This is a genomic window from Shouchella phoenicis (assembly GCF_047238345.1).
Lineage (GTDB): Bacteria > Bacillota > Bacilli > Bacillales > Bacillaceae_D > Shouchella.
This window is the reverse complement of sequence record NZ_JBDFMQ010000001.1, coordinates 3,563,449-3,583,604: the sequence shown is the minus strand read 5'-3', so window position 1 is coordinate 3,583,604 and position 20,156 is coordinate 3,563,449. Positions and strand designations below refer to the sequence as shown.

The following is a 20,156-nucleotide window of genomic DNA, read 5'->3' as shown; positions in this document are numbered from 1 at the left end:
TCGAAAGCTGATCTTAAAAACAACTTGTGATACAATGAAAAGATCAAAGTTGAATCTTAGAGAGGGCGGATGATTGTGGATTTGCTCAATAACAATAATTTAAAGAAGGCGAAAAAGTCTTCGAACTTTACGATTCTTAGCAACGAATCTGATTCTACTGACGGCCACGGGGGTTACGGCGCTGGCTTGATAAATTTAGATCATATGACTCCGTTATTTATTAATATTGACGAACAGGAAGCGTTTGTTGATATGGGCGCGCTACATGCACGTGCTGCTGTGGAAAAGCGTGTGAAGTTTATCCCAACGTTGGAAGATGTTCCAACAGAAGGAATGAAGCGTTACTGGTTGATTTGGATAACGATCGATACAAAAGATAAAAAACCTTATTATAGTGGGATTGGCGCTTGCTATATGACGGTTAATAAAGGTGCGAAGCGCGGGTATAAGAGTATGCCTGAGCATGTAAATCAGATGGATAAAGCGTTAAAAGGAAAAGTATCTGTGGAAAAGATGGATGAGCCATCACGTAAAGTATTGGCTGATTTTTTGAAGGCGCATAGTGAGGATATTTGGAATGAATCAACAACGCTTCATGAAGCGTTAAAAGTTTGAACAAATTGTGACATTAAGATTTGAGCTATTGTTCTTTTTAACAGATTGTTTTACGCTAAGATGGCTAGGACAAAAAAGCAGCCGAGGGTGTACGATACCCCTCGGCTGTTTTTTTATAGTTTTTTCAGTTCGTCAACAAGTTCGGCGAATTTTTTCATCGCCGCTTCAATTGGCTCTGGTGTTGTTAAATCAACGCCTGTTGCTTTAAGTAAGTCAAGTGGTTCCGCAGAACTACCGCTCTTTAAGAATTCAAGATACGAATCTAAGACCTCTTGATCACCGTCTAAGATGTTTGTCGCAATCTGAATGGCAGATGCAAATCCAGTTGCGTATTGATACACATAAAAGGCACGATAGAAATGGGGAATGCGGGACCATCCATATTTTACTTCGTCATCAAAGACGATGTCTGGGCCATTATAAAGGCGAAATAATTCTTCATATAACTCGTTTAAACTCTCTGCATTTAGGGCTTCGCCTTTTTCTGCTTTTTCATGTGTTTGTTTTTCAAAGTCAGCGAACATCACTTGTGTGAAAAATGTCCCACGGAATTGTTCAATGAAATGATTGAGCAAATATGCACGCATTTTTTCATCAGATGTTTCCTTAAGTAAGTGATTAATCAACAACACTTCATTAACAGTTGAAGCTACTTCAGCCACAAAAATCCGATAGCTCGCTGTAATTTGTGGTTGGTGTTTGCTTGAATAATGACTATGGAGTGCGTGCCCCATTTCATGGACAAGGGTAAATAAGCTATTCAGGTCGTCATGGTGATTTAAAAGCACAAATGGATGAACGCCATAAACGCCCATATTATAGGCACCAGAGCGTTTCGCTGGGGTTTCGCGCACATCGATATATCGTTTATCTTTAAATTCTTTGAGTCGTTCGATGTAATCGTCACCTAATGGTTGGAGCGCATCAATCATTGTAGCATACGCCTCTTCATAAGGGATTTCAGCTTTTACGCCAGGAACGATTGAAGCATTTAAATCGTATTGACGAAGCTCATCAACGCCAAGCTTTTCCTTTCGTAATCGACTGTATTCATGGAGTGGCTTAATATGAGTTCGCGCAGCTTCAATTAATTGGTCATAGACGGTTGGATCAATGTCATCAGCAAACAGGGCTTTTTGCAGAGCGGATTCATAGTTACGCACTTTAGCCATCGACGCATTTGTTTTAATTTCCGCACCAAGTGTTGTCGCAATCGTATTATTTAGCTCTACATAAGGTTTGTAATATGCTTTATACGCTTCTTTTCGTTTTTCACGATCTTCATCTTCAATCAGCTTCGCATACATTCCTCTTGTTAACTGCACCTTTTCGCCGTCTTCGTTTGTCACTTCGCCAAACTGAATATCCGCATTATTTAGCATGTTGAATGTTGCTCCAGGTGCTTGAAACGATTCGCTTAATTGAGATAAAAGCTCTTCTTTTTCTTTGGAAAGAACGTGATCTTTAAAGCGGAATGACTTCCATAATTCATCTTCAAAGTATTCAAGTTCCTTTTCTTCTTTTAAGTAGGATTGAAGCGTATCTTCATCTAAACTTAAGAGAAATGGCATGAAGAAAGCCGTTGACTCGCTTACTTTTACGCCTAATTTTGTCGTACGATCACTTAATTTTTGAGCGTGGGAATCACGTGTGTCAATATCGGTTAAAAACATCGTGTACGCAAACACTTTTCTAAGATGAAGTGAAAGCTCCTCTTGCTTTTTTAAGTATGCTAATAGGTCAGAACCATTATTGATTGCACCGTTATACGTTTGTAACTCATCGCAAATGGATTCGCATTCTTTTAGCTTTGTTTGCCATTCTTGTTCGCTCTGAAATAAATCGGTTAAATCCCATTTTTCGTGATCAGGGACTTCTTTACGAGATGAGTAGGTTGTCATGGTTACACCCTTTCTAATGGAGTAATGCGTATTCGTTCTAGTGTAGCACGCGAAAAGAGAATTATGTTTCAATTTGCTTTTTCGTTAACCTTTTTTTAGGGTGGTTCTGATAAACTAATGAAGATAGGAGGTGACGGGGCTGAATGACTAGAGGAATGGACATGTAAAACGACTGTTGTGTGTACGAGTAACAATTATAAAAAGAATATTTATATTTTTCTATTATTTGATCAATTTCGTACCACCTACATTGTGTCATAAAAATGAACATTCACCTTATTTGGCGAACGCTTTCCCCGGGCACGGTCTCAGCCATTTTCGCGTAAAATCTCGCTCCAATGTCTTCAAACGCGTGCTGTTCCCGTGGGAGTCGTCGCCAATATCAAAAGTGATTATCAAGAACTTTTACTATGACTTTATCAACGATCGTTCGTTACATCTCTTTAAAACGAAATGATGAAATTAATTCAATTAATTGAATTACATAACTAAGCATGGCTGAGGCTCACTATGTCTTTTTTCTTCAGCCGTTTCGAAAAAAAGCGGTTCGTAGTGGAATTTAAGTGCCATTCAGCGAACTATAACGCCAGATAACGGCAAAAAGATGCTTTTCGTCAAAAGAATACTGCGAGAGCGTACCAGTTTATGTACACTTTACGTAAGAAAATGAGAGTAGGTGGTTGGATGACATCCATTCTAGAATTAACGAATGTGTCAAAAGTATATGGAGATAAAAAAGCGTTAAATGAGGTAGATCTGCCCATCCAAAAAGGAGAAATCTTTGGACTGCTGGGCCCAAGTGGATCAGGGAAAACAACCATGCTTAAATTGTTAACTGGACAAATTAAACCGTCTGCAGGAACGGTTCATGCTTACGGAGCAAAAGTAAATGTGGAATCAAGTGACTGGATGTCTGTCATTGGAATTATGACCGACAATAGTGCACTGTACGAACGCTTAACTGTTTACGATAATTTAAATTTATTTGCTTCCCTCTTTTCAATTGATAAGAAGGAGGAGCGGATTGACAACGTGCTTCAAGCGGTTCAGTTAGAAAATGAGAAAAAAACCATCGCGAAAAATCTATCTAAAGGAATGAAGCAACGGGTAATGCTGGCGCGAGCTTTGCTTCATGAGCCGGAAGTCTTGTTTTTAGATGAGCCAACTTCAGCACTTGATCCGGCAACAACGGCTCATGTTCATAAAGCGTTGAAGCAATTAAACGAAAATGGAACGACTATTTTTATTACAACGCACAATATGGAAGAAGCAGAAACGTTGTGTGACCGGGTGGCGTTTTTGCATGAGGGAGAGATTGCAACAATCGATACCCCGAGAAATTTACGATTAGCGCATAGTGAGAAGAAGATCCTCGTTCATGCAGGTGGAGATGTTCACACACTTAGTCAAAATGAAGCCGACGCTGAGTTTCTCGCATCCTTAATGCGGGAGCAATCGATCGATACGATTCATTCGCAGGAACCGACGCTTGGCGAAATTTTTATTAAGCTTACAGGAGGTCGACTCGCATGAGTTTAGCGTTAAAACGAATGACAGGTATTTTCTTAAAAGATACGAAAGATGGGATGCGCAACTTAAATGTTTGGCTCATGCCGATAATCCCTTTAGGTCTTGCTGTATTTTATCGAACAATTATGGATGCAGAAAGCCTCGCTTTTTTTACACCAGCTCTCCTATTAATCGTCTTTGGAATGAGTGCAGGTGTGACACAATCAATGATGATTGCAGAAGAGAAGGAGAAAAAAACGCTACGAATGCTGATGCTTACCCCAGCTAAACCGTATGAGGTGTTAATTGGAAAGGCTGGAGTAGCCACACTCTTTACGTTTGTTGCAACGGTTATTGCGTTGCTTATCTTTGAGATTTCTCCGTCAGATATGTTGCAAGTGATTGTACTGTCTATTCCGATGTTTATTATTTTTCTACTTCTAGGAACATTTGTTGGTTTAGTTAGTAAAAATGTTTCATCTGCCTCAGGGCTCGGGTTGCCAATTATTCTCTTATTAAGCATGTTTCCACTTTTAACAGCTGGTTTAGATTTTGCTTTTATTGAAACCATTTCCCAGGGAATAGCGCCTGTTGTCTATTCTGAATTGATGATTTCCATGATGAACGAAGGTTGGTCAGCAACGAGCGTCATGAATTGGCTTGTCCTGTTTATCTGGCTACTTGCCACTCTTGTGATTACGTATATCGCGTATCGAAAAAATGCGTATGATTAATAGAGTGTGAATCAATGTCAGCATTGTGTTTGAAAACCTTTGTGCGAGATTTTACGCGGAAATGGCTGAGACCGTGCCCGGGGCAAAGAAGGCACCATGAGCGCAAATGGCTGTCTCGCTTGTGCTGTGGAAAAAGCGTTCGCCAAATAACATGATTGTTCGTTTTTAAGAGACAATGAAGGGCTTATGAAATTTCATCCATCTAGTTAAGTTTTAAAAATTTTTCAAAAATAAATATTGTTTTGTATGCTATACTGTTGAAAAAGGTGGTGAAAAGGATGCTCGTCCCAGAACAACGAAAAGCAATCCATACGTTGCAGCAAATCATTGAGCAAGAAGAACAGGTGAAGCTGAAGATGAATTGGGAGATGCTAGCGCAAAAAGATCGCTCAGAAGCGGTAACAGAGGACTATTTTTATTATAATGAAAAAGGTGATTTACTCGGTTATTTAGCGATCTATCGGTTTGGAAAAAAAGTTGAAAGCATTTGTTTAGTAGAGCCAGAATCTCGGCTTAGAGGGATCGCAAAGAATTTGCTTAATCAAGCGTATAGCGATTGGCACCAGCAGGCGACGCCTTTTCTTATCAACTGCCCGGATCAATCTACTAGCGGTAAAGGGTTCTGTCAGGCAATCGGCGCCACACATCAATTTACCGAACATCAAATGGTCTGCCGAGAGATTCCTATGCCTTATACGAAAGAAGGCGTTCGTATTCGTCCTGCTGTATCAAAGGATCTTGAAACCATTTTTTACTTAGACAAAGAGGGGTTTGGTTTAACGCTTACAGCTGAAGATCTTCCTGCTAGAACAGAGGTTGCAAACGGTATGTACATGATTGAAGTAAATGGACAGAGCGTTGGGAAGCTGCGACTGGAACAGCGAAATCAAGAAAGCTGGATCTATGGGTTTGTTCTACAGAAAGAAGAACGGGGTAAAGGGTTTGGACGAGCAGTATTAACGGATGTCGTCCATCGAGAGGTAAGCAACGGAAAAATTGTATGGCTCGACGTTGTAACGGAAAACGAGCAGGCTCTCTCCTTATATAAAAAATGTGGCTTCACGGTTGAAGGTGCACAAGCCTACTATAAATATGAAGCATAAAAAAGAGTATGGACTCAATCGGTTCCATACTCTTTTCTTTTTTACCGCTCCTCGGTCTCGCGAGGTTGCCAATGCTCACTTTCTCCTTCATTTCCGCCAATCCAGCGGAAGAAGCGGCGAAAAAGGCCGTCATCTGGCTCTGTTTCCTTTTCATTTGGCTCTGTTTCTTCAGGTTCGCTGCAAGATTCTAGTGGTTCAGTTCCCATTAAGAAGGCAGTTAGTCTTCCACCCGGACAAGCCTCGTTTGAAAGCAAACCAGTATGAGGATCTACCGTTTTCATCACAACACCTGAAGGGCGAGTGAATGGAAGGGTTAGTTCGTCATCCATCGCCTGCTGCATAAAATCTGCCCAAATACGTTTTGCCACTTGTCCCTCTGTAAATTGGTTGATGTCTGTTTTTTCATCGTATCCTGTCCACACAACTGTGACAAGTTGAGGGGTGTAGCCAATCATCCAGCTGTCTCTCGGAGTCGAGCCGGATTTACCAGCGGTTGGATGGGTTAACTTTTTCGAAACACTTCCTCCTGTAACGGATGTATAGCTATTCAATTCAGGCTGAAACACCCCTCGCATCATATCCGTCAAAATGTAAGTGGTATCCGCACGAAGGACTTGTTTCTGTTCTTCGGTTTGTTCAAAGACATGCGTGCCTTCCCCGTCCGCCACGTTTTTAATAAATACTGGATCTTTAATCTTTCCACCATTAGCTAGAGCAGTATAGGCATTTGCCATATCTAGAATGGATACAGGTTGAGCGCCAAGTGCAAGAGATGGCAGTTGCTTTAATTTTCCTAACCCGACTGATTCTGCAACTTGAACGAGTTGCTCTTCGCCAATGGAAAGATGCGTTTTGACGGCGAAAATATTATCTGAATACGAAATCGCTTCAAGCATCGTAATAAAATCATTTGCGTAGATGTCGTTGTAGTTGCTTGGCTCATATTTTTCTCGACCCTCATCAAATGTAAAAGAAGTCGGTTCGCTTAAAAAAGTGGTCATAGGTGTAAAGCCATTTTCCAGTGCGGCGTAATAAAGAAACGGCTTCATCGTTGAACCAGGATGTCGTTTCGACTGGGTTGCGCGATTGTATGCACTGTCTTCGTAGTCTTTTCCACCAACAAGTGCCTTTACTTCACTTGTTCGAGGATCGATGGCAACGAGAGCTACTTGTAAATCGTTTTCTGGCATGTGTTGTTCAATTAATTCTTCTGCTTGTTGCTGAAGCTTCGGATCGAGCGTCGTTTGCACGCTTAATCCGCCTGCCTTTATCTGTTCTTCCGTTAAGGATGTTTGTTTCTTCATTAAAGCTTTTACATGGTCTTGAAAATAAGGGGCTACTTCTTGCGCTTCTGGTGCTTGCTGGTCAACGAAAAGTAGTTTTTCTTGCTTTGCTTGGTCGGCTTCTTGTTCTGTGATCGAACCTGACTCTACCATGCTTGTTAAAATGGTGTGCTGGCGAGAGGTAGCTCGATCAAGGTCGTTAAGGGGTGAATAGTAGCTTGGTCCTTTTGGTACACCTGCAACCATTGCAGCTTCTGCCAAGGAAAGATTCTTTGCAGGCTTTCCGAAAAAGTGCATTGAAGCGGCTTCAATTCCATAATTTCCGTGTCCATAATAGATGGTATTTAAATAGCCTTCTAAAATCTCTTCTTTTGAAAAGTTCATCTCGAGACGAAGTGCATAAAGAAGTTCATTCCATTTACGTAAATACGTTTTTTCATGAGAGAGATAGAGGTTACGCGCATACTGTTGTGTAATGGTGCTAGCCCCTTGTTCTTTTGAACCAGATTGGACGTTCGCTAAGACAGCTCCTCCGATTCGCTTTATGTCAAAGCCATAATGAGAGAAGAATTTTCGGTCTTCAATGGCGATTGTGGCATCTACAAGATAGGGAGACATCTCCTCTAATGAGACAGATGTTCGGTTCTGACCTGCTTCCTCGCTGTCAATCATGGAACCATCGTTTGCGAGGTACTGAGTAGGGAAAGCGAGCTCCATTGGTGGAGGACCTTGCATTCTTGTATAGGATAAGAGAGCAATGATGCTAATAATTACGCACATGGAAGCTAGAAACGTGAATTTTACTAGCCATTTTAATTGCTTTACGCGCTTTTTTCGTCCTCTTGTTGCTGGAATCACGTTGCTCACCCTTTCGTTTTTTATCTCTTTTCTAGTTTGGAAAAAAAAGCAGATTTTTAAACAAGAGTTGCAATTCCGTCCCTATCCGCTATACTTGCTCTTAGCATATAAAACTATGTATGAATGGTTTAATTTAAAGAGGTGACGATTGTGGAATTTTGGTTTACAGAAAAACAAACAGAACGTTTTGGCATTACAATGAAAATAAAGCGTACGCTGCACACGGAAAAAACGCCTTTTCAGCAGCTTGATATGGTAGAAACAGAAGAGTTCGGGAACATGCTTTTACTTGATGGCATGGTTATGACGACTGAAAAAGACGAGTTCGTTTATCATGAAATGGTGACGCATGTGCCTTTATTTACGCATCCTAACCCTAAGCATGTCCTTGTTGTAGGTGGAGGAGATGGCGGTGCGATTCGTGAAGTCATTAAGCATCCATCAGTCGAGAAGGCAACTCTTGTTGATATTGATGGGAAAGTGATTGAGTACTCGAAGAAATATTTGCCGACGATTGCATCTGCATTAGAGGATGAGCGTGTTGATGTTCAAGTAGATGATGGCTTTATGCATATTGCGAAATCAGAAAATGAATACGATGTGATCATGGTTGATTCTACGGAACCTGTTGGTCCAGCAGCAAAGTTATTTGAACGTGGCTTTTACGAAGGGATCTCAAAAGCGTTAAAAGAAGACGGGATTTTTGTAGCGCAAACGGATAACCCTTGGTTCCATCAAGAGTTAATTACCAATGTTTATAAAGACGTAAAAGAAATCTTTCCAATTACGCGACTGTATACATGTAACATTCCAACTTATCCAAGTGGCATGTGGACGTTTACAATCGGATCAAAGAAACATGATCCATTAAATGTGGAAGCGTCTCGTTTTCACGAACTTGATACAAAGTATTATACAAAAGACATTCATAATGCTGCATTCGTACTACCAAAATTCGTTCAAGATTTATTAAAGTAAGGAGAGAACAACATGCGTTTTGACGAGTCTTACTCTGGAAAAGTGTTTATTATGAGTCGTGCAACCTATGAGGAAGCGGATGCAGTGATTTATGGCATGCCGATGGACTGGACCGTATCGTTTCGTCCAGGATCTCGCTTTGGTCCTTCGCGTATTCGTGAATCTTCCCTTGGTTTAGAAGAGTATAGCCCCTATGCAGACAAACATTTAGAAGAAGTGTCGTATTTTGATGCAGGGGATATGCCGCTTCCATTTGGGAATGCAGCGAAGAGCTTGGATATGGTTGAAGACTATGTAGAAGGTTTGTTAAACGATGGCAAATTCCCTCTTGGTCTAGGTGGCGAGCATTTGTTGTCATGGCCCATTTTTAAAGCGATGTATCGGAAGTATCCAGACTTGGCGATTATTCACATTGATGCTCATGCTGATTTGCGTGAAGAGTATGAGGGGGAAGTGTTGTCTCATTCAACCCCAATTCGTAAAGCATGTGGGCTTATTGGTCCAGAAAACGTGTATTCATTTGGCATTCGTTCTGGTATGCGTGAAGAGTTTGCATATGCGAAAGAATCAGGCATGAACTTATTTAAGTTTGATGTGGTCGAGCCCCTAAAGCGTGTGTTGCCTAAGCTAAAAGGGCGAAATGTATATGTAACAATTGATATTGATGTGCTTGATCCTGCGTTTGCTCCTGGAACTGGAACGGCTGAAGCAGGGGGCATTACGTCAAAAGAATTGCTAGAAGCCCAAATCCATTTAGCGAACGCTGACCTGAACATTGTTGGTGCCGACCTAGTTGAAGTAGCCCCAGCATACGATCCAACTGAGCAGACGACGATTGCTGCTAGTAAATTTGTTCGTGAAATGCTATTAGGCTGGGTAAATAAACGCTAGAGTTTCTACGTACAGGACATCTGTTTTTTCATGAATTGGAAACGCGATTCGATTGCAAGACGTATATAAACGCAGTAAAATGGAGAAGGAAGTAATGATTGTATGAATAATAGAATGGAATGAACAAATGATGAAGAGGAAAGTTCAGATCTCTTTTCAAACCATGACATATTTAGAAGGTCAGCAACCTGACTCCTTCTCTTTTGTAACAGAAGGCGATTTTTATATAAAAAACAACGCCTCTTATTTACGCTTTAAAGAAGCGCATACCCATGGACAAGATGTCTATTCGACAATGAAATGGGATGGTGAGGAATTGATGCTCATCCGTCAAGGCGCCATAATTATGCGTCAAAGTTTCGCTTCTAAGCAAGAAACGCTCGGTCGCTATGTAACGCCTGAGGCTTCGTGGGAAACAAAAGCGATAACGGAAACACTGTTTGTTCAACTTCCTAAAGCGAACAAGTCTAAGGGAAAAATCTATGTGCGCTACCATTTCTTTTTACAGGGACAATCAACAGGTGAGCATGAGATTCGCATTGGCATTGAGCGAAAAGAAGAATAAACGCGAGGCGAGGAGACGAGGGTTCGTTCCCTTGCCTTTTCTTTGATTAGAAAACGCTACACGTAGACGGAAAGGAAGTACGGAATGAATACAATGGATCAAATGAAACAAACGTTGCAAGAGGAGATTAAACAAGCAATTCTAAAAGCAAATCTTGCCAATGAAGAAGAAATACCAGAGATTTTTCTAGAAACGCCGAAAGAAAAAACACATGGTGACTATGCGACAAATGTGGCGATGCAGCTTGCTCGTGTAGCGAAAAAAGCACCTCGACAAATTGCTGAAAGTTTTACAGAGCACTTGGACAAAGAAAAAGCAGGGATTGAGAAAGTGGAGATCGCTGGTCCTGGCTTCGTGAACTTTTTCTTAGATAACAGCTATTTAAGAGACATCGTGCCAACGGTTCTTGCTGCTGGCGAACGATACGGAGAAAGTGATGCAGGCAAACAAGAGAAAGTGTTAATTGAGTTTGTGTCAGCCAATCCAACTGGTGATTTACATTTGGGGCATGCCAGAGGCGCAGCTGTAGGCGATTCACTTTCTAATATTATGGCTAAAGCTGGATATGATGTTTCAAGAGAATATTATATTAATGATGCAGGAAATCAAATTGACAACCTTGCGTTATCGCTACAAGCACGCTATATGCAAGCACTTGGCCATGATTTCCCTATGCCAGAAGACGGCTACCAAGGTGCGGATATCATTGATATTGCCGCACAATTAAAAGCTGAAGTTGGCGACGAATATGCAAATTTAGAAGAGCGTGAACGACTAGAGATTCTACGTAACTATGGACTTAATAAAGAGCTAGAGAAAATTAAAAAAGACCTTAGTGTGTACCGAGTTGCGTTTGACCATTGGTTTTCTGAAACATCTCTTTATGATTCAGGTCAGGTGGAGAGAGGGCTTGAAGTTCTTAAAGAAAAAGGAAAGACGTACGAACAAGACGGTGCGACATGGTTACGTTCCACTGAATACGGAGACGATAAAGACCGTGTCCTTGTGAAAAATGACGGCAGCTACACGTATTTGACCCCTGATATCTCGTACCACTTAGATAAATATGATCGTGGCCATGACCGTTTGATTGATATTCTCGGAGCGGATCACCACGGGTACATTCCAAGAATGAAAGCGGCGATTCAAGCATTAGGCTATAATGCGACACGTTTTGATGTTGAGATCATCCAAATGGTAAGTCTCTATCAAGGTGGGGAAAAAGTAAAGATGAGTAAACGGACAGGAAAAGCCGTGACGCTCCGCGACCTAATGGAAGAAGTTGGTATCGATGCGACGCGTTATTTCTTCGCGATGAGAAGTGCAGATACGCATTTAGATTTTGATATGGATTTAGCTGTTTCAAAATCAAATGAAAACCCGGTTTATTATATTCAATATGCTCATGCTCGAATTTCTTCGATTTTACGTCAAGGTGAAGAAGTAGGGATGAAAGATTATGATCAAGCTGATTTATCATTCCTTGAAAGTGAAAAAGAGTATGAACTATTAAAAGCAATTGGGGACTTCCCAACGGCTGTAGCGGATGCAGCTAAAAAACAAAATCCACAGCGTATCGCTAACTATACGTATGATTTAGCGCAAACGTTGCACAGTTTTTATAATGCAAATCGAGTGGTTGATGGTGAAAAGCAAGGACTATCGTATGCTCGTTTAGCTCTAATGAAAGCAACGCAATTAACAATAAAGAATGCATTGGCTCTTCTTGGAGTTCATGCACCTGAGAAGATGTAAGAATGGAAGTTATTTGGTGGGTACTCATTGCGGTTTTCTTTATAGCGAGCTATGTAGGCTTAATCGTACCGATTGTTCCGTCTGTATTAGTGTTATGGGGTGGCTTTCTTGTCTATATTTTCGGCTTATCCGGTAGCTTAAGCATGTGGTTTTGGATTGGCATGGCTGTCTTGACGATTTTTCTGTTAATTGTTGATTTTTTAGCGAATGTGATCTTTGTAAAGCGAACAGGTGGCTCAAAATGGGGAGAGCGGATGGCGCTAATCGGTGTCATTATTGGTGCATTTGTGTACCCTCCTTTTGGGTTAATCCTTGTACCGTTTGTGCTTGTACTGGCCGTAGAGTTGCTTCAACAAAAGACGTTTTCTGAAGCAATAAAAATTGCGTTTGCCTCATTTCTCGCTTTTTTAAGTGGATCTTTTGCAAAAGCCGTTGTGCAAACGGTGATGATTATTTGGTTCTTTATTGAAGTATGGATCGCATAAATAAGTGGTAAAGGCGAAGCCCTAAAAAGAGTTTCGCCTTTTTCTGCGTGAAACCTCGCTGCATATCTAACCACTTACAAAAGGTTAACGAGTGGTTTTGTAACGTTTTCTTTGAGGCGATCAAGCATTGGTCTTTGTTTTAATGATTCTTCCGTCACGTTGATTGACCGCGCAAGGTCGTGGTGAAAAAGGCTTTGCGCTTCAGATATAAACGTTAAATCGCTTGTGATACAGCTCATCTCATCATTCAAATGTAAGCTTCTACGGTCAAAATTAGCAGTTCCAATTAAACATGTAGAGTGATCCACAATAAATGCTTTCACGTGATAAAAACCACGGTAATAATGATGAACCATCGCTCCTGCACGAATGACCTCAAGTAGAAAAGGAGTCGCTCCGTGCTTCACAAACGGGTGATCCGCTTTTTCTGGAATGAGAATTGTTATCTGCACGCCTCGTTCACATGCCTCAAGTAATGCTTTTTGAATCGCTTTGGTTGGAATAAAATAAGGGGTGCCTACTAATAACGATTCAGTAGCAGAATGAATCAAGGACAAGTATTTTTGTTCAAGTCCGACTCCCTGTGTGCTTAAAAACTGTACATGTTGGTCGCCTTTTTCTAACGGAGGAAAAAACGACGGATCGCTCGGCAACTCGTCTACTTTTTCAAAGTCACGCATAAACTGAGTTTGTATCGCTACGACACCTTCTCCTGTTAATCGAACGTGGTAGTCGCGCCAATAACCAAAGAAAGGGTTACGACCAAGGTATTCATCACCAACGTTAAATCCACCGATGTAGCCTACTTTTCCATCAATGCAAGATAGTTTTCGGTGGTTTCGGCGGTTGAGGGAGAAGAAGACATAGGGCCATTTAATAGGTGAAGCCTTTCTATAAACCACACCCGCTTGTTTTAATTTCTTTTTATCCGATCTTGAAAGTTTGCAGCCGAATCGATCAATTAAAAGTCTTGTTGTCACACCGTTCGATGCTTTTTCGCATAACGCTTGAATCATCTGTTCACCAATGCCATCACTACGAAAAATATAAAATTGAATATGGATGTGATGTTTTGCTTTCGCGAGATCTTTAAATAAAGTTGTGAATAATTCTTCTCCATCAGAAATAAGAGTCGCCGAGCTTGGCATAGAGGACGTCAAATCACTTTTTTCTTGTTCACGCAGTCGTTTTAAACCGAATCTATAATCAAACCGTGCCCATAAAAGAAGTAGAACAATCATAACGACTATAAATATCCACAGCATGTAACATGCTCCTTTCTGCTTTTTTATCGTTACCGAAGAAGGGAATGCCCATCCAAATTAAATAAAAGAATTTTCGTTGACTGAATGCTCATTCATTAAAGTTGTGATATACTACGCTTAACGATACTTGAGGAGGTATAAAATGGAAGTAAGTTCTGCTCTACTCACGGTGAATTGGGTTTTATTTCTTCTTGTAACCGGTTACGCGGTTTATCTCTTTGCTAACCTTGTGTGGACGAGAGTTCGGTTTATAAAATTAGGCAAGAAAGCTGAATTCGATAATACGATGCAAGAGCGTATGCAAGCGATTTGGAAAAACGTCTTTGGCCATAAAAAATTAATGAAAGACAAAAAGAGCGGAATCATTCATATTATGTTTTTCTACGGGTTTCTAATGGTTCAGCTAGGGGCAATTGATTTAATATGGAAAGGCTTAAATCCTGGAAGCCACTTACCGCTCGGACCTGTTTATCCATACTTTGTTTTATTCCAAGAGCTTGTTGTGGCCATGATTCTGATTGCCGTTGTATGGGCTTTCTACCGAAGATATGTTGAGAAACTAGTGCGACTGAAGCGAAACTGGAAAGCTGGTCTTGTTCTTATCTTTATCGGTGGATTAATGGTTTCCAAAACCCTCGCTAAAGGAATGGAAATGATTTGGCTTGGAAAAGAGCTTACTGGGTTCGAACCACTTGCTTCATCGGTTGCATTTTTGACAAGCTGGGTGCCAGTTTCAGTTGCAGGCGGATTATTCTTCGTATTTTGGTGGATGCATCTGTTGTTCTTACTAAGTTTTCTTGTCTATGTGCCGCAATCAAAGCACGCACACTTACTTGCAGGACCAGCCAACGTATTTTTAGGTCGTACGCATGAAGTAGGAAGACTGGCAAAGGTTAATTTTGAAGACGAAGAAGCTGAAAGTTTTGGTGTCGGAAAAATTGAAGATTTCAATCAAAAGCAATTACTTGATTTGTATGCGTGTGTGGAATGTGGACGTTGTACAAACATGTGTCCAGCAACAGGAACAGGAAAAATGTTGTCGCCTATGGATTTACTTTTAAGAATGCGGGATCATTTAACTGAAAAAGGAGCAGCGGTTACTTCCCGTTCTCCGTGGATGCCGGCCTATGCATTCTCAGGAACGACAGCAAATACGTTAGCTGCAAAAGGACATGAAGAAGCGGCAGCTAGTTACGATGTGAGTTTAATTGGAGATGTCATCACTGAAGACGAGATTTGGGCGTGTACGACGTGCCGAAACTGTGAAGATCAATGTCCAGTAATGAATGAGCATGTTGATAAAATTATTGATTTACGTCGTTACCTTGTTTTAACAGAAGGAAAAATGGACCCGGATGCACAGCGTGCGATGCAAAACATTGAACGTCAAGGGAATCCGTGGGGGATTAGTAGAAAAGAACGCGAAAACTGGCGCGATGGACGTGACGATATTGATGTACCAACGGTAAAAGAACTAAGCAAGAAAGACGAAGAATTTGAATATCTGTTCTTTGCAGGTTCCATGGGTGCATATGATAACCGTAGCCAAAAAGTCGCTCAATCATTTGCGAAATTGCTAAATATTGCAGGCGTATCTTTTGCGATAATTGGGAATAAAGAAAAGAATTCTGGTGATACACCTCGCCGTTTAGGAAACGAATTTTTATTCCAAGAACTTGCAACCGCTAACATTGAGTTGTTCCAAAAGCATGATGTAAAGAAAATTGTGACGATCGATCCCCATGCTTATAACACATTTAAAAATGAGTATCCTGAATTTGGCTTGGAAAATGTCGAAGTTTATCATCATACGGAACTTCTTGCAAAATTATTGCAGGAAGGAAAGCTATCGCCGACGAAAGAAGTAAACGAAACCATTGTGTTCCACGATTCGTGTTACTTAGGTCGCTATAACGATGTGTATGATCCACCGAGGGAAATTCTAAAGCATATTCCAGGTGTAAATGTCGTTGAAATGGAACGTAATCGTGAAAATGGCATGTGCTGTGGAGCTGGTGGTGGCATGATGTGGATGGAAGAAGACAAAGGACAGCGTGTAAATGTAGCCCGAGCGGAACAGGCACTAGCTGTTGCACCTTCTGTCATTGGAAGTGCTTGTCCATATTGTTTAACCATGTTGAGTGACGGCACAAAAGCTTTGGAAAAAGAAGATGACGTACAGACATTGGATGTCGCAGAAATTCTAGAACGATCATTGGAAGAACCTGCTTAAGAAAGATTCGCTTTATGCGAATCTTTCTCTTTGTACCAAATTGACCGAGCGTTCGCTCGAAAAGGAGAGCACGTAAATGAAATCCGTTATTATTGATGGCGCCCGTACACCGATTGGCAAAATGGGTGGGGTCTTATCGAATTTTAAAGCACCTGAACTAGGTGGACTTGTGTTAAAAGAAACGTTAAAACGTAGCAAGCTGCAGCCTGATGCAGTAGATGAAGTCATTATGGGGAATGTCCTGCAAGCTGGTGTTGGTCAGCTGCCTTCACGACAAGCGATGCATGCAGCTGGCATACCGTGGGAAGTAAAGACAGAAACGATTAATAAAGTATGCGCGTCAGGCATGCGTGCGATTACTATGGCAGATGTCGCCATTCGTGCTGGTGAAGCAGAGGTCATCCTTGCAGGAGGGATGGAGTCAATGTCTAATGCACCCTACTATATGCCGAAAGCGCGATTTGGCGCTAGAATGGGAGATGCGACGCTTGTAGATGGCATGGTTTATGACGGCTTAACGTGTTCATTTACAAATGTTCATATGGGCGTCTATGGAAATGAAACAGCAGAAGACTTACAGCTTTCAAGAGACGATCAAGATCGTTGGGCTGCACGTAGTCAAGAACGAGCAGTTACTGCAATTGAAAGCGGTATCATGAATGAAGAGATTGTTCCGGTTGAAGTAAAGGGACGTAAAGGAGACACAACGGTCGTTGATCGAGATGAAGCGCCTAGAAAAGGAACAACGGCTGAGGCGTTAGCAAAATTAAAACCTGTTTTTGGCAAGGGTGGGACGATTACAGCTGGAAACGCACCAGGAGTGAATGATGGTGCATGTGCCATGCTTGTGATGAGTGAAGACCGTGCAAAGCAAGAAGGAATGAAACCGCTAGCGACTATTGTTGCTCATGAGCGCATTGCAGTCGAGCCGAATCATTTTCCTAAAACGCCAGGTCTTGTAATCAATCAATTACTAGAAAAAACGTCTGTGTCCCTTAGCGATATAAAACGTTTTGAGATCAATGAGGCGTTTGCTGCAGTTGCGTTAGCAAGCAACCAGTTAGCAGATCTAGATGAAACCAAAGTCAATGTGAATGGTGGTGCAGTTGCATTTGGTCACCCAATAGGTGCGAGTGGCGCGCGAATTGTGCTTGCTCTCGCTTATGAGCTAAAGAGAATTGGCGGCGGATATGGAATCGCATCGATTTGTAGTGGTGGAGGTCAAGGTGACGCTGTCCTTCTATACGTAGAGGAGGATGCTTCTTGAAAACAATCATGGTAATTGGTGCTGGACAAATGGGAGCGGGAATTGCAGAAGTGTTTGCTGCTAAACAACATCCCGTTCTCCTGCATGACCAAAAAGAGGCGTTTGCGCAAGCGGGTGTAGACGGGATTGAAAAACGTCTACAGCGGTTGGTAGAAAAAGGCTACAAAGAGCAAGAGGAGGTTGCCTCAACTCTTTCTTTCTTAACCCCAACAGCGGATATCAAACGGGTTAGTGAAGCAGACGTTGTGATTGAAGCTGCAACGGAAAATGTAGCAATAAAGAAAGCGATTTTTAAAGAGTTAGATCAATTCGCGAAAAAAGATGCGATTCTAGCTACCAATACATCTTCCTTGCCGATTACAGACTTAGCGAGCGTTACAACACGACCTGAACAAGTTATAGGCATGCACTTTATGAACCCTGTCCCACGGATGAGGCTTGTTGAGATTATTCGAGGTCTAGCAACAAGAGATGAGGTCTTTCAGGAAATTGAAACTCTCACTCAACAGCTTGATAAGGTACCGGTATGTTCGGAAGATTTTCCAGGATTCGTCTCGAACCGAATCTTAATGCCAATGATAAATGAAGCCATATTCACACTTTACGAAGGAGTAGCATCTGCTGAAGATATTGATACAGTCATGAAACTTGGCATGAACCATCCGATGGGTCCGCTAACACTTGCTGACTTTATTGGTCTTGATACGTGCTTATCGATTATGAATGTTCTTCACGATGGATTTGGTGATGATAAGTACCGCCCATGTCCATTATTAAAGAAATATGTACAGGCGGGCTGGCTTGGAAAAAAATCAGGCAGGGGGTTCTTCCACTATGAGTAGTGTATTTTTCAATGAAGAACAAATAATGATGAAGAAAATGGTGCAGGAGTTTGCACGTGAACAAATTGCGCCGCATATTGAAAAAATGGAAGAAGAAGATTGGTTTCCACGAAGCATTTTGACTCAAATGGGGGAACTTGGTTTAATGGGCGTCCCGGTTCCAGAAAAATATGGTGGTGCAGGGATGGATTTTGTCTCGTACATTATAGCCGTTCATGAAATATCAAAAGTGAGCGCCAGCCTCGGCTTAATTATGAGCGTGCATACATCAGTAGGAACAATTCCAATTGTGCTGTATGGAACGGAAGCACAAAAGCAAAAGTATGTGCCGAGGTTGGCAGCAGGAGACATAATCGGAGCCTTTTGTTTAACGGAGCCGAACGCCGGAAGTGATGCGAAGTCCTTGCAGACAAGAGCAGTGAAAGACGGAGATACGTACATTCTTAATGGCTCTAAAGTGTTTATTACAAACGGTGGCGAAGCGGGGACGTATTTAGTTTTTGCGGTAACGGACCCTGATGCTGGTTCAAAAGGAATTTCTTGCTTTATCGTTGAAGACGGTACGGAAGGCTTAATCGTCGGTAAGAAAGAAAAGAAACTCGGACTGTATGGTTCTTCCACAACAGAAATTATTTTTGATCAGTGCCGCATTTCAAAAGATCAGTTGTTAGGAAACGAAGGAGAAGGCTTGAAAATTGCTCTTGCCAACCTGAACTCGGGCCGGATTGGCATCGCTGCACAATCACTTGGTATTGCAGAAGCTGCGCTAGAAGCTGCTACAAATTATGCCAATGAACGAAAGCAATTTGGTAAGAAACTAAGCCAGCATCAAGGGTTGGCATTTAAACTCGCAGATATGGCAACAGATACGGAAGCAGCGAAGCAACTAACGTATGCCGCCGCATTCTTAAAAGAAAAAGACTTACCTTGTGCAAAAGAAGCAAGTATGGCGAAATTGTTTGCGTCACGAACTGCAATGGATGTGTCAACGAAAGCCATCCAAGTATATGGTGGATATGGGTATATGAAAGAATATCCAGTCGAACGGTATTTCCGAGACGCGAAAGTATGTGAGATTTACGAAGGGACGAGTGAGATCCAGCAAATGGTGATTTCAAGACAGCTTTCCTCTTAAAAAGAGATACGCTTTTTCCCTCCGTGTTAGAATGATAGAATCGTGATGACAGGAGTGGGTGTAATGGCCGGGAAAAAAGTAATCCCATCTATGGTGAAAGATGAGAAACTAATAAAGAAGCGTCGTGAACAGATGATCAAAGGGGCCGTTAGCCTTTTTATTGAAAAAGGGTTCCACCGTACAACAACGCGAGAGATTGCTAAGCAATCAGGATTTAGTATCGGTACGCTTTATGAATACATCGGTACAAAAGAAGATGTTCTTTATCTTGTATGTGATTCGATTTATGATGAGGTAATGGAGAGTGTTAGGCGCTTGCTTGATGAAACCGGCACACCACTTGATCGTTTGAAGATCGCGATTCGTTCTTACTTAAAGGTCGTAGACGAAAAGCAAGATGAAGTGCTTGTCATGTATCAAGAAACAAAATCATTGCCAAAAGAAACACTGCCTTACGTTCTGAAAAAAGAATTAGAGATGGTGACGTTGATGGAGTCGTTTATTGTCGCCTGTGTTGAAAATGGAGATCTCCAGCTCTCAGATAAAGAGCAGCACCTCTTGGCGCATAATATTCTTGTTCTCGGTCAAATGTGGACGTTTCGTCGTTGGTCTATGCAAAAAGAACTTACTATTGATGAATATAGTCAATTACAAATCAAACAGTTGCTTGCTTCGTACGCTTTGTCAGACTCGCAGTAACCGAATACTGTGAGTTTTTTATTATGGCTGGAAATAAA

Annotated in this window: 17 protein-coding genes; 14 read left to right on the top strand and 3 right to left on the bottom strand. The window is 41.5% G+C overall.

Features of this window, described 5'->3' with window-relative positions; all coding sequences use genetic code 11:
* Window positions 1-69 precede the first annotated feature (69 nt).
* Window positions 70-615 (top strand): YwhD family protein, encoded by a 546-nt coding sequence (locus ABC361_RS19105; protein ID WP_413075421.1) that lies wholly within the window; start codon window positions 70-72, stop codon window positions 613-615.
* 113 nt (window positions 616-728) lie between these two features.
* On the opposite strand, the gene pepF is transcribed toward ABC361_RS19105, so the two are convergent.
* A complete protein-coding gene (pepF, locus tag ABC361_RS19100) occupies window positions 729-2,516 on the bottom strand; it encodes an oligoendopeptidase F (protein ID WP_413075420.1) in 1,788 nt (595 codons plus the stop codon).
* 684 nt (window positions 2,517-3,200) lie between these two features.
* Here pepF and ABC361_RS19095 point away from each other — a divergent pair.
* From ABC361_RS19095 to ABC361_RS19085, 3 genes are all read left to right on the top strand, one after another.
* Window positions 3,201-4,049 (top strand): ABC transporter ATP-binding protein, encoded by an 849-nt coding sequence (locus tag ABC361_RS19095; protein WP_413075419.1) that lies wholly within the window; start codon window positions 3,201-3,203, stop codon window positions 4,047-4,049.
* Window positions 4,046-4,759, top strand: a complete 714-nt coding sequence (locus ABC361_RS19090; RefSeq protein ID WP_413075418.1) for an ABC transporter permease — start codon at window positions 4,046-4,048, stop codon at window positions 4,757-4,759. The genes ABC361_RS19095 and ABC361_RS19090 overlap by 4 nt, the downstream gene beginning before the upstream one ends.
* 278 nt (window positions 4,760-5,037) lie before the next feature.
* A complete protein-coding gene (locus tag ABC361_RS19085; protein WP_413075417.1) occupies window positions 5,038-5,862 on the top strand; it encodes a GNAT family N-acetyltransferase in 825 nt (274 codons plus the stop codon).
* Window positions 5,863-5,903: 41 nt separating this feature from the next.
* On the opposite strand, the gene ABC361_RS19080 is transcribed toward ABC361_RS19085, so the two are convergent.
* Window positions 5,904-8,003 (bottom strand): transglycosylase domain-containing protein, encoded by a 2,100-nt coding sequence (locus ABC361_RS19080; protein WP_413075416.1) that lies wholly within the window; start codon window positions 8,001-8,003, stop codon window positions 5,904-5,906.
* 150 nt (window positions 8,004-8,153) lie between these two features.
* On the opposite strand from ABC361_RS19080, the gene speE reads away from it, so the two are divergent.
* The 5 genes from speE (at window position 8,154) to ABC361_RS19055 (ending at window position 12,677) form a co-directional block, all read left to right on the top strand.
* A complete protein-coding gene (gene speE, locus ABC361_RS19075) occupies window positions 8,154-8,981 on the top strand; it encodes a spermidine synthase (protein ID WP_099304563.1) in 828 nt (275 codons plus the stop codon).
* Between the two features lie 12 nt (window positions 8,982-8,993).
* On the top strand, window positions 8,994-9,872 hold the full coding sequence (gene speB / locus ABC361_RS19070) for an agmatinase (RefSeq protein WP_413075415.1): 879 nt from the start codon (window positions 8,994-8,996) through the stop codon (window positions 9,870-9,872).
* A gap of 127 nt (window positions 9,873-9,999) precedes the next feature.
* Window positions 10,000-10,437, top strand: a complete 438-nt coding sequence (locus ABC361_RS19065) for a YwiB family protein (RefSeq protein ID WP_413075414.1) — start codon at window positions 10,000-10,002, stop codon at window positions 10,435-10,437.
* Window positions 10,438-10,521: 84 nt separating this feature from the next.
* Complete coding sequence (gene argS, locus ABC361_RS19060) at window positions 10,522-12,192, top strand: arginine--tRNA ligase (RefSeq protein ID WP_413075413.1); 1,671 nt, start codon at window positions 10,522-10,524, stop codon at window positions 12,190-12,192.
* 2 nt (window positions 12,193-12,194) lie between these two features.
* Entirely contained in the window at window positions 12,195-12,677 is a 483-nt protein-coding gene (locus ABC361_RS19055; protein ID WP_413075412.1) for a DUF456 domain-containing protein, read from the top strand.
* 74 nt (window positions 12,678-12,751) lie between these two features.
* Here ABC361_RS19055 and cls read toward each other — a convergent pair whose 3' ends face one another.
* Window positions 12,752-13,942 carry a cardiolipin synthase gene (gene cls, locus ABC361_RS19050; RefSeq protein ID WP_413075411.1) on the bottom strand — a complete coding sequence of 397 codons (1,191 nt, stop codon included), beginning with the start codon at window positions 13,940-13,942 and terminating at the stop codon, window positions 12,752-12,754.
* 142 nt (window positions 13,943-14,084) lie between these two features.
* Between cls and ABC361_RS19045 the strand changes: the two genes are divergently transcribed.
* From ABC361_RS19045 to ABC361_RS19025, 5 genes are all read left to right on the top strand, one after another.
* Window positions 14,085-16,175, top strand: a complete 2,091-nt coding sequence (locus ABC361_RS19045) for a (Fe-S)-binding protein (protein WP_413075410.1) — start codon at window positions 14,085-14,087, stop codon at window positions 16,173-16,175.
* 76 nt (window positions 16,176-16,251) lie between these two features.
* On the top strand, window positions 16,252-17,442 hold the full coding sequence (locus ABC361_RS19040) for an acetyl-CoA C-acetyltransferase (RefSeq protein ID WP_413075409.1): 1,191 nt from the start codon (window positions 16,252-16,254) through the stop codon (window positions 17,440-17,442).
* Window positions 17,443-17,450: 8 nt separating this feature from the next.
* The gene (locus ABC361_RS19035) at window positions 17,451-18,284 is read left to right on the top strand and encodes a 3-hydroxybutyryl-CoA dehydrogenase (RefSeq protein ID WP_413075807.1); all 834 of its coding nucleotides are present in this window, start codon (window positions 17,451-17,453) and stop codon (window positions 18,282-18,284) included.
* Complete coding sequence (locus tag ABC361_RS19030) at window positions 18,277-19,419, top strand: acyl-CoA dehydrogenase (protein WP_413075408.1); 1,143 nt, start codon at window positions 18,277-18,279, stop codon at window positions 19,417-19,419. Before ABC361_RS19035 ends, ABC361_RS19030 begins: the two co-directional genes overlap by 8 nt.
* Before the next feature lie 63 nt (window positions 19,420-19,482).
* The gene (locus ABC361_RS19025; RefSeq protein WP_413075407.1) at window positions 19,483-20,118 is read left to right on the top strand and encodes a TetR/AcrR family transcriptional regulator; all 636 of its coding nucleotides are present in this window, start codon (window positions 19,483-19,485) and stop codon (window positions 20,116-20,118) included.
* The last annotated feature ends 38 nt before the right edge of the window (window positions 20,119-20,156 follow it).

Excerpts from the sequence above, each read along its gene's own strand:
- ABC361_RS19105 (WP_413075421.1), top strand. The coding sequence starts at position 70 with ATGATTGTGGATTTGCTCAATAACAATAATTTAAAGAAGGCGAAAAAG.
- pepF (WP_413075420.1), bottom strand. The coding sequence starts at position 2,516 with ATGACAACCTACTCATCTCGTAAAGAAGTCCCTGATCACGAAAAATGG.
- ABC361_RS19095 (WP_413075419.1), top strand. The coding sequence starts at position 3,201 with ATGACATCCATTCTAGAATTAACGAATGTGTCAAAAGTATATGGAGAT.
- ABC361_RS19090 (WP_413075418.1), top strand. The coding sequence starts at position 4,046 with ATGAGTTTAGCGTTAAAACGAATGACAGGTATTTTCTTAAAAGATACG.
- ABC361_RS19085 (WP_413075417.1), top strand. The coding sequence starts at position 5,038 with ATGCTCGTCCCAGAACAACGAAAAGCAATCCATACGTTGCAGCAAATC.
- speB (WP_413075415.1), top strand. The coding sequence starts at position 8,994 with ATGCGTTTTGACGAGTCTTACTCTGGAAAAGTGTTTATTATGAGTCGT.
- ABC361_RS19065 (WP_413075414.1), top strand. The coding sequence starts at position 10,000 with ATGATGAAGAGGAAAGTTCAGATCTCTTTTCAAACCATGACATATTTA.
- argS (WP_413075413.1), top strand. The coding sequence starts at position 10,522 with ATGAATACAATGGATCAAATGAAACAAACGTTGCAAGAGGAGATTAAA.
- ABC361_RS19055 (WP_413075412.1), top strand. The coding sequence starts at position 12,195 with ATGGAAGTTATTTGGTGGGTACTCATTGCGGTTTTCTTTATAGCGAGC.
- cls (WP_413075411.1), bottom strand. The coding sequence starts at position 13,942 with ATGCTGTGGATATTTATAGTCGTTATGATTGTTCTACTTCTTTTATGG.
- ABC361_RS19045 (WP_413075410.1), top strand. The coding sequence starts at position 14,085 with ATGGAAGTAAGTTCTGCTCTACTCACGGTGAATTGGGTTTTATTTCTT.
- ABC361_RS19040 (WP_413075409.1), top strand. The coding sequence starts at position 16,252 with ATGAAATCCGTTATTATTGATGGCGCCCGTACACCGATTGGCAAAATG.
- ABC361_RS19035 (WP_413075807.1), top strand. The coding sequence starts at position 17,451 with ATGGTAATTGGTGCTGGACAAATGGGAGCGGGAATTGCAGAAGTGTTT.
- ABC361_RS19030 (WP_413075408.1), top strand. The coding sequence starts at position 18,277 with ATGAGTAGTGTATTTTTCAATGAAGAACAAATAATGATGAAGAAAATG.
- ABC361_RS19025 (WP_413075407.1), top strand. The coding sequence starts at position 19,483 with ATGGCCGGGAAAAAAGTAATCCCATCTATGGTGAAAGATGAGAAACTA.